At 40.2% G+C, this 15,707-nt stretch carries 9 protein-coding genes and 1 pseudogene; all 10 read left to right on the plus strand.

Features of this window, described 5'->3' with window-relative positions:
- Positions 1-184 precede the first annotated feature (184 nt).
- A complete protein-coding gene (locus tag HUK49_RS11355) occupies positions 185-1,705 on the plus strand; it encodes a Rib/alpha-like domain-containing protein (protein WP_191913551.1) in 1,521 nt (506 codons plus the stop codon).
- 562 nt (positions 1,706-2,267) lie between these two features.
- Complete coding sequence (locus tag HUK49_RS09515; RefSeq protein ID WP_235981103.1) at positions 2,268-4,325, plus strand: Rib/alpha-like domain-containing protein; 2,058 nt, start codon at positions 2,268-2,270, stop codon at positions 4,323-4,325.
- Positions 4,325-4,858, plus strand: coding sequence for an LPXTG cell wall anchor domain-containing protein (locus HUK49_RS09520; protein ID WP_328797268.1), 534 nt, complete (start codon positions 4,325-4,327; stop codon positions 4,856-4,858). Before HUK49_RS09515 ends, HUK49_RS09520 begins: the two co-directional genes overlap by 1 nt.
- Positions 4,859-5,314: 456 nt before the next feature.
- Positions 5,315-5,785, plus strand: a complete 471-nt coding sequence (locus HUK49_RS09525; RefSeq protein ID WP_191913553.1) for a mucin-binding protein — start codon at positions 5,315-5,317, stop codon at positions 5,783-5,785.
- Between the two features lie 298 nt (positions 5,786-6,083).
- Positions 6,084-7,379: a serine--tRNA ligase gene (gene serS, locus HUK49_RS09530; protein ID WP_191913554.1), complete on the plus strand. Its 1,296-nt coding sequence runs from the start codon at positions 6,084-6,086 to the stop codon at positions 7,377-7,379.
- A 306-nt stretch (positions 7,380-7,685) separates the two neighbouring features.
- Positions 7,686-8,516 carry an Rpn family recombination-promoting nuclease/putative transposase gene (locus HUK49_RS09535; protein WP_191913555.1) on the plus strand — a complete coding sequence of 277 codons (831 nt, stop codon included), beginning with the start codon at positions 7,686-7,688 and terminating at the stop codon, positions 8,514-8,516.
- Positions 8,517-8,821: 305 nt separating this feature from the next.
- Complete coding sequence (locus HUK49_RS09540; RefSeq protein WP_191913556.1) at positions 8,822-10,282, plus strand: ABC transporter substrate-binding protein/permease; 1,461 nt, start codon at positions 8,822-8,824, stop codon at positions 10,280-10,282.
- 1 nt (position 10,283) lies between these two features.
- The gene (locus tag HUK49_RS09545; protein WP_191913557.1) at positions 10,284-11,027 is read left to right on the plus strand and encodes an amino acid ABC transporter ATP-binding protein; all 744 of its coding nucleotides are present in this window, start codon (positions 10,284-10,286) and stop codon (positions 11,025-11,027) included.
- Positions 11,028-11,677: 650 nt separating this feature from the next.
- A pseudogene (locus HUK49_RS09550) lies at positions 11,678-13,019 on the plus strand (amino acid permease).
- Positions 13,020-13,908: 889 nt separating this feature from the next.
- Positions 13,909-15,021, plus strand: coding sequence for a PTS transporter subunit IIC (locus HUK49_RS09555; RefSeq protein WP_191913558.1), 1,113 nt, complete (start codon positions 13,909-13,911; stop codon positions 15,019-15,021).
- Positions 15,022-15,707: the final 686 nt, after the last annotated feature.

Here is a 15,707-nt window from a genome sequence, read left to right on the forward strand (position 1 = left end):
CAAATCAATTGGTATCTGAATTCACGGCCACTTAAATGTCTTAATTGGCATACACCAATCGAGATCTTCTTGCTTAATCTACGTCACTAAATTCGTTCAAGTTATTTCTTGCAATCTGCCTCCTGTTGAAGCAAGAAATATGGTATACTGTTTAATACAAGATAAGTTTAAAGGAGTAAAAATTATGGTTAGCAAAAATAATCTTGAATTAATTCAGAAGCGAATGTCACAACGGTATACTAAATGGGCACTGTGCCGGTTGACTGTTGGCGTTGCCTCAGTCACCATTGCGACCGGCTTTTTCTTTATGGCAGGGGGGGGTCTGGACAACCCGGTCACAGTTCATGCGGCAACTAATATTGATGAACAAGTCGCAGCTTCAGCTGATCATCAATCGACAACTAAGGAACTTGGTAAGAATGCAGATTTAAGTATCTTACCTGATAATATTAATTGGACATCCCCTCGGCATGATAAGCCGTTAAACGGGGGCAATGAAAATGACTTCAATAAAGGGGAAGATCAAAAACCAGGCGCCATTATTTATGATCCAATTCAACAACAAGGTGGCGATGGTTATAATGTCAAATTACCAACCAACAATGACCAGTTTGGGTACACGATTGATGGTAAGGTAGGAATTAGTAAGACTGGCGAAGCCATTAATGATGGAACTGGTACTTCTGGGATTATTAACCCCGACAATAAAGATAATATTATCTGGTTAGGTAAGTATGGTGAACCAACCAGCGGGAATCTTAGTGCTGCTCTTGATTCCATTGGTAATAAAAATGAGCTACCTAAGGGGACCAAATATGAGTATGTAGGTGGGTGGTTTAAGCCCCAGGGTAATGATAAATATCCATTCTTACATGTTCCTGCCCAAAAAGGAGAAGCGGGAGCTAAGTATTTTTCCCCATTTAGTGGGCAAAAATTCAGAGTGTACCTAGTCATGGATAAAATTACTTATCCTAATGGCACAACTTTTTATATCCCTATTCGGATAGCTTTTGGTTCGGCTTGGAATTTAGGGATTCACAAAGATATTGCTGTAAAATCTGGTGAAAAATTGGAGATTACTCCAACTTGGGTAAGTAACGGGAATGTTAATGGACAAGATCAATTAAAGATGGTTATTTACGATGCGGATGACCCACAAAACCAGAGCTTATATAACGCCTATGCTACGCCCAATCCATTAGCAACCTTTACGACGGAAAGTAATACTGGTAAGCAAACGTTTAAATTTGTTGTCCCAAAAGGGGTTGCAAAGTTAAGAGTATCATTTTTGCCAGCTAACACTACTGTAAACCACACTGGATTAACTAATAACAATGATATCCTGGTTTCTGGATTTACGGGGGTTGCAATTCATCAAGTTACTGATGCCGATAGACAAAATCCAGTTGGCAAACCAATTAATACAGAAGTTGGCAAAACGCCGGATCCTTCCAAGGGAATCAGTAATCTTCCTGATTTACCTGATGTGACCAAGTATTCTTGGAAAGAAGTACCAGATATTACCGAGTCAGCGGTTAACGCGCCAACAAAGGCTACTAATACGCTGGCTGAAAATAATAATGTAACAAAACAAACTCTACCCCAAACAGGGAACACAAATGAACAGGGTACTGTTCTGTTAGGTGTAATTTCTGCCTTGCTAGCTCTATTTGGATTGGCAAAACGAAGAAAACTAAATCTTTAACGAGTGAATTGTTACAGGAAATTCATGAATTACCATTTCGGTAGTTTGTTGCTTTTTGTGTCTCTTCGTCAAGAAGTAGGCTCTATGATATTCAGTACTGATAGATGTTTTTTCATCTGTCGGTACTGTTTTTGTAGGCTCTGTGTCAAATTCTGTTGATGCAAGCTAATAGAACAGTATCAAGTTTTTAAACTTGGTACTGCTTTTTTGTTCTCATCATTCGTAGATTAATTCTTGCTAGTAAGTGATTGAAGTTGCTCAGACCGAAGTAAGAAATAAAATAGGGTTCTCTTTATACAATTATTATCCATGATCAATTAGTCATATTAATTAATATTTTTATTACCTCAAGCTGTACTATGTCAACACGATTTAGATATGCGAGTGATTATGAGGAACTTGTTGACTGACAAAGCAGTATATTTAAACCAAAAAGGTAAGAGTAATTAGGGAGGTAAAATTATGTTATCGAGTAATAATTGGAAAGAACAAATTCGAAAACAAGAGCCGAAGAAACAACGGTTTACACTTAAAAAAGTTAACGGTCGGCGTTGCTTCGGTCTTGATTGGGTTCACTTTTAGGGGAATAGAAGCATCAGCGAACACGACAACGGGAACGGTCAGCAAAGCAGCTGAACAACCTACGGACACATCTCAAGCAGATTCCGCTTCGATCCAGACTGTGTCTAATCAGACTGTTTCATTATCTTCATCTGCCAATTCTTCATCAGCTGTATCATTGACAAGTGACGCTGACGATCAGGCAGATGACGACGGTGAATATTTCTCCACCACGACCTTCAATCCTACGGTTACCAACGTTCACAAAACGAGTGATAGTTATGTTCCAGATATTAATAAGAGTGGGTTTACAACCATTGTTACCGGACTTTTTGATTTTAATACTGGTAATTATCGTAACAGTACCACTTATAAATTAAATGCTGATGGAACTGAGTTTGTAAATACGACTGATTCGTCTAATAGTTTTCCTGCCAGTGCGATTAAGTACAGTTGGGTGGATGGTTATACACCCAATACTAATTTTGGCACGGATACGGCCACAACGCCGGCGTATTTAGCTGATGGTAGTATTAATCCAGCTGAAACGAGGGATGGTGAGTTATACGGGCAACGTGTAACATTCTCTAAGTACCGGATAAAATGGATGGTCACGGACTTGATTATTGCGCAAAAGTTTGGGGATGCCTATCCGGTGGGGTATAGTGATAGGACTAATGTTTACTTCAATTTTTATGGGGCCCAAGCGAACCAGCCGCTAAATTTTAAACAAAACAGTGATATTTCTAACTTAACACAGGCCCAATACCGTCAATTAGTGGATGTGACCGATCTTGGGGCGAATGGTTGGAACGGGCAAGATGTTGACGCCCAAACACCACAAGTGGCGGCATATACTCCCGGTAATGACGATCGAAAAACCTTCACGATGGTCTGGGCACCAAATGGTCAGCCTACCACTGCTACGATCGCCGATGGTGTAAAAGGGACTGTGCGAATTAACTTCAACGATGGGACTTACCTGGATGTTCCCGTAACGATTAATGTTACGAAGGCAATGGTAGAAGAGTACGTCCCCAATTATGCGAATAAAATTGTCCTTGCTAATGATCCAGTTAACACGGGTGAGCCAAGTTTTACTGAAAATGGTAATAAGGTAACTGCTCCAGCTGGAACTAAATTTGCCTTCAGTAATGCTCAACCTTCGATTACTGATAAAAATGGCAAGAACCCAGTAACTGTAACTTATCCAGATGGTTCACATGACACCGCAACTGCTAAGGTCTTTGTAAACAAGGCAGTTGATCCAAGCCATGTTGACCCAACGAATCCTGAATACAAGGACATGTTTAAGACGGTTACCCGTGATATTGTTACTACACCAGTTTCTGGTCAACAAATAACTGATACTCAAAACTTAGACTTTGGTAGATCAATGACAATTTACGGTAACGGTCAAGCTTCTACTTATGGCAAGTGGAAAGCTGGTAAGTTAGGTGCTAACGGCAAGAGCTTTGCTACCGAAGGCGGTTCTACTGAATTTGCTTTAAAGGATATCCCTCAAGCTGACGGCTACACTTCTTACTACAAGATTGGTAATGATGGTCAAAAGGTAATTGCAACAGCTGTTTCATCTGCTTCTGCATTAGATCAGGATGGTAATCCAGTTAACGGTACGACCGTTTACGTTGGCTACGATGAAAATGACATACCAATTCCTACGCCAACTGAAGGTAAAGTAGTAATTAGCTATGCAGACAAGAACAACCCTAGTCACATTCTTGGAACCACTTCAGTAGGCGGAATTAATGGTAGTGAAGTAAATGTTTCATCAGTGATCAAGAACAATGTTCCTGCGAACTGGAAGATTGAGCCTGCTTATACTATTCCAACTAACTCAATCGTTCCTGACACAATTAACGTTCCGCTTATTCACGAAACCAAGACGATTACACCAACTGATCATGATGATGCAGATATGTTCAAGACGGTTACCCGGACGATTGAGGTAAATAATCCAGGTGGAACGGTTAACACGACAACCCAAAAGTTAACTTCAACCGGGCCAAGACGATTGATGAAGTTACTAATAAAGTAATTTCCTATGGCAACTGGACATTGGCAACCGGTTCTGCTAAGGATTGGGATCAATTCGTTATTCCCCAACTTGATGGCTTTACCTCATATGTTGATGGCAGCGCTGCTAAGAAAGAAATTGCCAAAGAGGACGTAACTGTTGAAGTAACTTACAAGAACTCGGGCAATCATGGCGATAATACAAAACCGGATAATGTTCCTAACCCAAGTGATCACAATAACCCTAACTTTGAGAATAATAATCACGGAAATAATCATCCTAATAAACGCAATAATGATAGTAACAGTGTCAGCAACGACATTGACCAAAATGGTAATAGGAGTCTAAATACTAATCCGACGGTTAAGAGTAATCGTAGTAATGGGGTGAGTGCTAAGATTACTTATAATGACCATGGTGAAAATGGCCAAAAGAACAAACGAGCGTTACCACAAACTGGTAATAATAAGGATGATGCAGCAATTGCCGGATTAGGCTTAGCAAGTTTATTAGCAATGCTTGGCCTGGGAGACTTGAAAAAGCGCCGCAATTAATGCTTTTCCTTTAATAATAAAATGAAGAAGAATTAGACCATAAGTTGTTCTCTCAAATATACATAGACGCCAATTGTTTGTCGAGTTGGCGTTTATTGTTATTCCACATCGTGTTGTTAAATGTTGCCAACTTTGCTTATTGTGAGCTAAAGATTAATCGAATGATAAATTAAGTGATTTCAGGTGTAGAAGGGCTTTAAGGAGCATGACAAACCGAATGGAATCGCCAATTAACGGTTACTGAAAGAATGGTAAAAGAGGACATCTGATCCGGCTAGGAAGTTTGAAGTTAATATTTCAAAAAAGAAAAGGCAGGGATTGCTTATATTTCGATAATTGAATTTTGACATATGCCATCTAAAGGAATAAAATTATCTTCCAGATAAGATGTTTATAGTAAAGGATATAAAAATCATTAACATCTGATAAATAATGATAAAGTGAGGCTAGGTGGCAATGGTTACTGCAGAAGAACAAACCCTATCTAATGATTTGGTTGCTGAAACAACGCGGACGATTATTTTGATAAATGTAGACGGCAGTCGTCAAATAATTAAACAAACCGTACGCTTTCAGCGAACTAAGGTACCGACCGAAAATGGTAAAGTAACCTATAGTGGTTGGGCTGTTCAGCCAGATTCACCTAAGGAATGGGCGGAATATGAAGTACCTGAAATTGAAGAGTGTGCTCCGGACCGCACCTACTTACCAAATGAGGAAGTTAATGCATGGACGCCCGATTCTACAATTATGATTGTCTATCATAAGTTCGATAATGAACGTCTTGATGATCGGTATGTAAAAACTTTCTCGCGTCCGGTAACACCGGTATCAGAGTCGGAGTCAGCTGAAGGTAAAGTTATTCACGGCCTCGGCTTACGAATTGCTGGTTTGAAGTCATTATTTGGTTTACGCCGGGCAAATTAAACTAAAATTTATTAAAATATCGATTGCTAAATAAAGCCAAATGTAATATGATAATGGCGAGTATAAAACACGATTGCATTTCAAGTAGATCATTTAGAGAAGCAGCGGTTGGTGAAAGTTGTTGATCGAAACTCCGGTGCAGATAAATGTGGGTGGGTAATGCCGCACGGCTGATGACCGTTATTCATCACGAGGGTGACATGTTATATGTCAAACTTGGGTGGTACCGCGGAACTAAGAGCCATTTCGTCCCAAAATATTTTGAGGATGGAATGGCTCTTTTTGTTAGGAGGATAACATGTTAGATATTAAGAAGATTCGTCAAGAACCTGATTTTTATAAGGAAAAGTTAGCTACTCGTGGTGTAAAACCCGAAGAGATTGATGAAGTGATTGCATTGGATAAGAAGCGTCGAGAATTACTTCAACAGACGGAAACGATGAAGGCGCAACGTAATGCAGCTTCCAAGAAGATTGGAGAAGCTAAGCGTAACGGTGAACCAGCTGATGCCGCTATTAAGGAAACGCGTGAACTCGGTGACAAGATTAAGGAATTGGATGCCGAAGTTGAGGCAAATGACGCAGAGCTTCATAATAAGATGGCACATCTTCCGAACGTACCGCATGATGGGGTACCAGTTAGCTTAACTGAAGATGGTGCAGTTGAATTACGCAAAGTCGGCAAGATTCGTGACTTTGATTTTGCGCCTAAGCATCACTGGGATATTGGTGAACAACTCGGCATTTTGGACTTTGATCGAGCAGCTAAGGTTTCTGGTGCGCGTTTTGTCTACTACTTAGGTTTAGGTGCCCAACTCGAACGGGCCGTTTATAACTTCATGCTTGACGAACACATGAAGGAAGGATACACCGAAGTATTGCCACCATACATCGTTAATGCTGCGTCAATGTACGGTACTGGTCAATTCCCAAAGTTTAAAGAGGGCGTTTACCAAGTTAATGGAGAAGATATGACATTGATTCCAACGGCCGAAGTTCCATTGACCAACTATTATCGTGGCGAAGTAATTCCTGCCGAAGAACTTCCAGTTTATGTTACAGCGTTGACGCCATCCTTCCGTTCAGAAGCCGGTGCCGCTGGTCGAGACACTCGTGGATTGATTCGGATGCACCAATTTAACAAGGTGGAAATGGTTAAGTACACGAAGCCAGAAGATTCATGGGATGAATTGGAAAAGATGACTGCCAATGCTGAAAACATCTTGAAGAAGATTGGTTTGCCATACCATGTCATCACTTTGACTACTAGTGACATGAGTTTCACTGCTTCTGAAACCCATGACCTTGAACTTTGGATGCCTGCTCAAAACAAATACCGTGAAGTATCCAGCTGTTCAAACTGCTTGGACTTCCAAGCTCGCCGGATGCATACGCAATACCGGGATGAAAACGGTAAGTTGCAATACGTTCACACCCTGAATGGTTCAGGTCTTGCCGTTGGTCGGACCGTTGCCGCTATTTTGGAAAACTACCAAAATGAAGATGGTTCTGTTACTATTCCAGAAGTCTTAGTTCCATACATGCATGGTGTTACTAAGATCACCAAAGAAAACGCGGTACCATTTAAAAAGTAGAGTGTGAACCGCGACGGACTAGCCACCGAGTACTAAGGAATCCCGGACGATGATTGTTTACAATCAAGGACGGGATAGTTAGACGGAGGTGGCGGTCGCGGTGAGCAGATCTTGGCTATGTTGCAGTAGAAGCTCTAACAAGTTTCTTGCAAGCACGTTTCGGCTAGATTACCTAGAAGCCAAATTACATTTAAACATAATTAAACCAGGAATAACCTCCTTAACAGGTGGTTGCTCCTGGTTTTTCTTTTGAATTTAGTTAAAAAGTCCATTTTTTTCGTTCTTTAGTTGATAGGAGGCGAAAAAATGAACTTAATTCAGAAATGGGAAGATGCTGGATTATCAAATGATTTTGTTTTCAGTAAGGTGATGATTGATCCAAAGATTTGTCAGGAAGTAATTCAACGTGTTTTACCGGAGTTGAAAATTGACCATATCAAACTACCAAATAGCCAAGAAGAGATTAATTTTGCTCCAGATGCGAAGGGAGTCCGCTTTGATGTATTCACTCGGGATACGAAAAATAATTGCTATGATATAGAAATGCAGGTTGCAGATGAAAAAGATCTGTTAAAGCGAGCGCAATATTATCAAGCAATGACATCACTTGATTCGTACGAAAAAGGGAAAAATTACCAAGAAGCTAATAATTCATATGTGATTTTCTTTTGCTGCTTTGACCCGCTTGGCTTAGGCTTGCAGCAATATACCATTCATCGACACGTTGATGAAAGTCCAGAACATATCGCAGACGATGGGACAACAACAATTTTCTTAAATATTCCGAGTTTGCGGAAAGATGTTAATCAGCCTTTACAAAAATTTTTGGACGTGATTGCTAATCGTAAAGTTGATGGTGACGATCGTTTCATCGTACAATTAAAGAAAAGAATCGCATTCGTCAAGCATAATAAGAAATGGAGGGCGGAATATATGCGTTTATCGTTATATGAAATGGATCGTCGCCATGGATTGAAGGTCGCACGGCAAGAAGGAAAAGAAGAAGCAATTTTGCAGGTTACAAGCTTGTTTGTCAAACAGCAATTGCCAAAAGAACAAATCATTGCTAATTTGAAAGAAGCGTATGACTTAACGGATGAGGAAGCTGAGCAATACTATAAACGGTGTTTGAAATAATGAGTAGATAAAATTTAGCAGTTCTAGCTGGTGGTAATACCAATTAGACCTGCTTTTTAGGTTTAAAGTATAAAAGAATATAAAATGACATTTGCTTAAATGAGAACTTTCTCATTAAAAATCATCCATCAAAAATTATACTTAATTAAGTTAACCAAATTATGGGTATCAACCTTTAAAAAGATTAGTTTAAACCGATTTCATCTTGGATAAACACACGGTTTACTTAAAACTATTCACTTCTTTTTGACTGAATGATAATGTATTACCAACGTTAAAATTTGATTAAAGAGGAGTCGGTATAGATGCAAAGCAATCATTGGAAAAAATTAATCACTGCCTTTATTGCGATTGTTGGAATTGTAATTGGGTGGGTGGTCGTCGAACAGCAACCGGCATCTGCTGACCCAACCTACACCTTTGCAACGAACAACACGTTTGAACCCTTTGAAATTCAGGATAGCAAGGGTGGGTATTCTGGAAAGAATCCAGGAATTGAAATTGAAATTCTTAAAAAAATTGCTAAACACGAGCACTTTAAGTACAAGCTAAAACCAATGAGCTTTAACGGTGATTTACAGGCACTTGAATCAGGTCAAGTTGACGCGGTTATCGCCGGGATGAGTGTTACTGATGAACGGAAAGCTAAGTATGATTTCTCAACTCCGTACTACACTGATGGTGTTGTTATGGCAGTTGCCAAGGATAGTAACATTAAGTCAATGAAGCAGTTAAAAGGCAAAACCGTTTCAGCTAAGTCAGGAACTAGTGCTGCATTGTACCTGAAGAAGAACCAGGATAAATATGGTTACAAGATTCGGTATTTCGACTCATCGAACACCATGTGGAACGATGTGAAAAACGGTAATACTGCAGCAACCTTTGATGATGGTCCGGTCCTTGAATATGGGATTAAGACCGGGGTTCCGCTAAAGATTGTTACTAAGAAGCCAATTGATGCACAACCAGTTGCTGTTGGTTTCCAAAAAGGCAAGAACCTTGCTTTGCAAAAGAAGGTTAATAACGGAATCAAATGGTTAAAGGATACTGGTCAATTAGATAAGATTATTGATAAGTACACTAAAGGAAACGGGACAACCAAGACAACAGCGGCTGATCACACAATTTGGGGTCTGCTGAAAACTAACAAGGATGCATTGCTCCGTGGTTTATGGATGACGATTGAGTTAACCGTTGTCGGGATTATCTTCGCGATGATCTTTGGAATTATCCTTGGTGTTCTTGGTGTCGTGGAAAATAAATTTGCTAACGCGGTTTCAAGTACGTTAATTTACATTTTCCGTGGTGTTCCAATGATTGTTTTGGCCTTCTTTATTTACATGGGGATTCCAAACGTTATTGGTCACAAGGTACCGCTATTTCTTGCTGGGATTTTGACATTAACCCTTGATGAAGGGGCCTACATTGGTGCCATTGTTAAAGGTGGCTTCGAATCCGTTAGCCAAGGACAGTGGGAAGCCGCCCGAAGCTTAGGATTGCCATATAGCAAGGCCTTGGTTAAGGTTATTGCTCCACAAGGGTTCAAGTTGATGGTGCCTTCATTGGTTAACCAGTTCATCATTACCCTGAAGGATACCTCAATCCTATCGGCAATTGGTGTCATGGAATTAACCCAAACCGGGACAGTAATTATTTCACAAAACATGGAAGGGTTCAGAATGTGGACGATCATTGCGGTAATCTACATCATTATCATTACCCTATTAACATGGTTATCAAACTACGTACAAAAGAGGATGGCTTAATATGGATAAAAATTACAAAGTTCAAGTTAAGGACCTACACAAGAGCTACGGCAGTAACGAAGTGCTAAAGGGAATTGATCTCAACGTTAAGCCGAGTGAAGTGGTTTGTATGATTGGCCCTTCTGGTTCTGGAAAGAGTACCTTTCTACGCTGCATTAACAAATTGGAAGAACCAAACAGCGGCCATGTTTACGTTGATGGTTATGACATTGCGGATCCCAAAGTAAATATTAACCGGGTCCGGCAAAATATTGGAATGGTTTTCCAGCACTTTAACCTTTTCCCGAACATGAATGTTTTGCAAAACATTACATTAGCTCCAGTTGAACTGGGGAAAATGAGTAAGGACGAAGCAAAGAAGGCGGCAATGCATTACCTTGATCTTGTTGGCCTCAGTGATAAGGCAGATGCCAACCCAACTAAACTTTCTGGTGGTCAGCAACAACGGGTGGCAATTGCTCGTGCGTTAGCGATGAAGCCGGATGTGATGTTGTTTGATGAACCAACAAGTGCCCTTGACCCTGAAATGGTTGGGGACGTTCTTGAAGTTATGAAACGGTTAGCTCGTGAAGGTATGACGATGATTGTTGTTACCCACGAAATGGGCTTTGCTAAGCAAGTCGCCGATCGGGTTGTCTTCTTCCATGATGGTGATATTCGTGAGCAAGGCACACCTGACCAAATCTTCGATCACCCTCAACACCCTGACACCAAGAATTTCTTGGATAAGGTGTTAAATGTGTGAGTGTGAGCCGTGACGGACTAGCAACTGAGCACTAAGGAATCCCGGACGATGATTGGTATCAATCAAGTCCGGGATATTTAGGCGGAAGTTGCGGTCACGGCGAACACGTTATGACTATGTAGCATTAGAAATTAGCTCTAGCAAGTTTCTGGCGAACGCAGTAGCTGAGTGGCTTTTGTCATCAACAAGTTGATAGTCAAAAGCCTACTCATCCTTGCGTAGGTTCACAGACGAAATTGATAAATCAATTTCTGGTTCACTCCAACGTTATGACTGTGCAGCAGTAAACTTTTAAAAAGTAATTGAAGACTTACCCTCATCATTATGATTGGGCTTTCAAAATACGAAAGATTATATAAAAATTCAAATTATTGTTTGACATTAGGCATAAAATCATTATAATTATGAGTAATCTTTAATGTTAGTGAATAGAGATTCCGATATTAGCTGAAATTCGGGACTAACAAAATGGCATGTACGTTTGAAATGGGTGGTTCCTTTATCAACTGAGAGGTAGTTCATTAATTTTGAACTATAAAGATGGGTGGAACCGCGTTAAAAGGACGTCCCTGGTATAAAAGCCAGGGACGTCCTTTTTTGTGAAAGCGATATATGCAAAAGATAGAAGTTAATTTTTAAGGAGGCAGATTATGGACGAACAGCAACAACAGAAGTTAAAGCGCTCATTAAAGAGTCGACACGTAACGATGATTGCCATCGGGGGGTGCAATCGGTACTGGACTATTTCTTGGTTCAGGGAAGGCGATTCAACAAGCCGGACCAGCGATTATTCTTTCGTACCTCATCGTCGGTATCTTTTGCTTCTTTATGATGCGTGCGTTGGGGGAATTAATCCTCGCTGATACTTCTAAGCACTCGTTTATTGATTCAGTTAAAGAATACCTTGGTGACCGAATGGAATTCGTTGCCGGATGGATGTATTGGGCTTGTTGGTTAACGTTAGCAATGGCCGACTTAACCGCAACGGGAATTTACTTGAAATACTGGTTCCCGTCAATGCCTCAGTGGGTTGGTCCGCTGTCAATTGTTGTTCTTTTGATGTTGGTTAACATGGTGAATGTCGGTTTATTCGGGGAACTAGAAAGTTGGTTCTCAATGATTAAGGTGTTGGCAATTATTGCCCTGATTGTGATTGGTGCGGTAATGCTCCTGATGCATAGCCATATCGACAATCGAACAGTGGAGCTAAGCAACCTTGTTAATCATGGTGGCTTCTTCCCAACCGGACCAATGGGCTTCTTGATGTCATTCCAAATGGTTGTCTTTGCCTTTGTTGGAATTGAAATGGTTGGTTTGACTGCTGGTGAAACTAAGAATCCGCAAAAGGATATTCCAAAGGCAATCAACACTTTACCGGTACGAATTGGTTTGTTCTATATTGGTTCAATGATTGCGATGATGGTAATTTATCCATGGACACAAATTAAGACGACATCTAGCCCATTTGTTCAAGTGTTTGCCGCAATTGGTATCCCAGGTGCGGCCGGAATTATTAACTTTGTGGTATTAACTGCCGCAATGTCCGCTACAAACAGTGCAATCTTTAGTACAAGTCGTTCACTATACTCACTCGCTCGAAGCGGGAATGCACCAAAGCGGTTTGGTGAGTTAAGCGCAAAGGCAGTTCCTAATCACGCTTTGACTTTCTCGTCACTGATTCTCTTCATTACCGTGATCCTGAACTACATTATGCCAGCCGGAATTTTCGATGTGATTGCTGGGATCTCCACGATTACCTTTATCTTTACGTGGATCATTATTTTAGCAGCACATATTAAGTACCGGCAGAAGAATCCAAAAGGGGTCAGCTACTTTAGAATGCCAGGTTTCCCCGTTACTAGTTGGTTAACGATTATTTTCTTCCTGGCTGTCTTAGTAATTCTACTGTTCATTGATTCAACACGGATTCCGTTGATCTTGTCAGTAATCATCTTTGCCCTATTGGCTTGGGGATATGGGTTAAAAAAATAGAGTGCGAGTCAGCAGAGTGTGAAGCCGTAAAAAGCTTCCGGATGATAACGATTTCTCTCGACGAAGGCGACTCGCGCCTAGGAGAGAGGTCGTTATCTTGAGGGAGCTTAGGCTGAACGCATTTTGACTAAGCTGCAGTAGGACATATTAGCTCTAGCGAGTTCCGAGGGAGCACGTTTTTACTATGTTACCTAAAATGATCTCTTTAGCCATGCTGCACTGAAACCTAATTTAATCAGAAAAAGGGCCAGAAAATTTTTCCGGTCCTTTTTCTGATTCTAAGAGGGTAAAAACGAATTATTATTCATAAGTATTAGGACAAATATCCTAAATATGTTTGATTAATAAAGTGCTTTCATTGTTGATGTGACGCGGTTAAATTGATCTTTTAGAGCGGGGAATATATACTAAAGGTGTGAAGGGATATTAAGTGATTTTCATCGAACATCTTCTCATTAATAAACTACTTTGAAAGTATGTTGATATTAATCTGTAAAAAGTTAACAAAACACACCCCACTCCACATGAAAACAATTTAGTTTCCTTGAAAAGCATGTTTAGCTAATTACTTACTTAATTAGAAGGCCATATCTACAGAGCCCTTACGATAATAATCTCAGTTTAGTTCTCCCATTTTGAAGAACTGCAGAATACAATCTAACGGATCTTGATACAATAGTGTCACTTAATTATCCCTTCAGCGGAAGCACGGAGACTTTAATTAGTCTCCGCTTTTAATTTTAAATGATGAATTCGTTTTCAATGATTAAAGGTATGGGTCTAATATTAAAATTAAAAACAAATTAGAAAACAATTAGAAAAAAACTATTGATTTCATTAACGTCTCCATGTAGAATCAACAACATCAAAAATATTTAAGGAGGCGTTAATGATGGAAAATACTCAAGTTAATGCGCGACAAGCAAATGCAACTTATGCCAATTCGTCAGTAGTGAAAGAGGCGGCTTACCGAATTTTTGCGGCGGTGGCCAATGCCATTTTAGTTGTCTTGGGAGGAGGACTTTTAGTACAGACGATTGGTAACCTATCTGGTCTGCATGTATTAACTTTAGTTGGTGCAGAAGCACAAGTCCTCTTAGCGCCTGCGATCGGAGTTGCAGTTGCTTCACAGATGAACACTAACACTTTGGTAACCTTTGCTTCGATGATTTCAGCTACTGTTGGTGCTAATGCTGTTCACTTTACTACCACAGCCGTTAAGGGCGCAACAGCTACTGGACAAGCTGCCGTTGCTGCAGTTGGTGCACCGGTATTTACAACTGGTCAGCCTGTTTCTGCTGTTTTAGCAGCTGTAGTAGCAGTACTGGTTGGTAAATACCTCACCGGGAAGACACCACTGGATATGGTATTAGTACCGTTTGGAGCCTTAGCAGTTGGGATTAGTTTTGGCTTGCTGGTTGCAGCGGTAGTAACTCCAGCATTGCTAGCTGTTTCTGCCTACATCGCTCACTCAATGCAAGTATCACCAGTACTTGGTTCAGCTGTCATCTCTGTTGTTTGGGCCTTGTTCTTAATGACCCCAGCTTCTTCAGCTGCTCTGGCCGTTGCCCTAACTCTTGATCCTGTTTCTTCTGCGGCTGCTTTAATCGGGACAACTGCTCAGTTTGTTGCCTTTACCGCAATGTCCTGGCGGCAAAACAACCTGGGAGCTAATATCGCTCAAGGATTGGTTACCCCTAAAGTTCAGTTTCCTAATATCTTGATCGACCCATACCTTTTAGTGCCATCAGTTGTTTCCGCAGCGGTTTGTGCACCACTAGCAACAGTGCTGTTTAACTTCCGCTCAACTTACACGCTTGGTGGTTTGGGATTGAACTCATTGATTGCCCCGATCGCTTACCTTTCTCGGGGATGGGATCAATTCGCAACCTACATGGCACTTGGGGTTGTTGCTCCGGCTGTGATGTCAGTGGCACTCTACTTCTTCATGAAGAAGTCAGGATTGATCGGTGATAATCAACTTCACTTGAAACTTGTTTAGTGATAAAAGAAATTCAAATTAGAACTATGTAAAATTACGATCCTAGATTAACGTTCATAATGATTGAGCCCCTTGAAGACTAGACCTTAGCTAGTTTTCAGGGGGCTTTTACATGAGAATGACTTATTGATTAAAATGGCTTGTTTACTGGAATGTTTAGTTGGACAATTCTTTTATTTTTGAGAATTGCAATTTGACGGACATAAGGGCAATTACATATTTGATAATGGAGCTTATTTAGGAGAGTTACTTCAGAATGAATATTTAGAGTGTCGGTCATTTTTTGTGAAATGACTTTATAACTTTGATAAATGCAATTAAAAGAATAATGGACTAATTGATTTGTTTCAATACTTAAATTATCTACTACTATCCCTTTTGAAATTGCAGTTCCGCCGTTAGTAAAGGTAAGCTTGTCATTATCAGTTATTTTAGTAAACGCAATAAAATCAGAAAATGGAAAGTCTCTCGTCTTTGATAGATTGGTAAAGTTAGGGTATTTATCATTGCCAACAAAGCCGTGTTCTTCAGAATATGCGAGATCGTAATAAAAATCATCTTTTATAAATGGCAGATTGCAAGAAATAACTTGAACGAATTTAGTGACGTAGATTAAGCAAGAAGATCTCGATTGGTGTATGCCAATTAAGACATTTAAGTGGCCGTGAATTCAGATACCAATTGAT

It is taken from the genome of Limosilactobacillus portuensis (assembly GCF_014838735.1).
Taxonomy (GTDB): domain Bacteria; phylum Bacillota; class Bacilli; order Lactobacillales; family Lactobacillaceae; genus Limosilactobacillus; species Limosilactobacillus portuensis.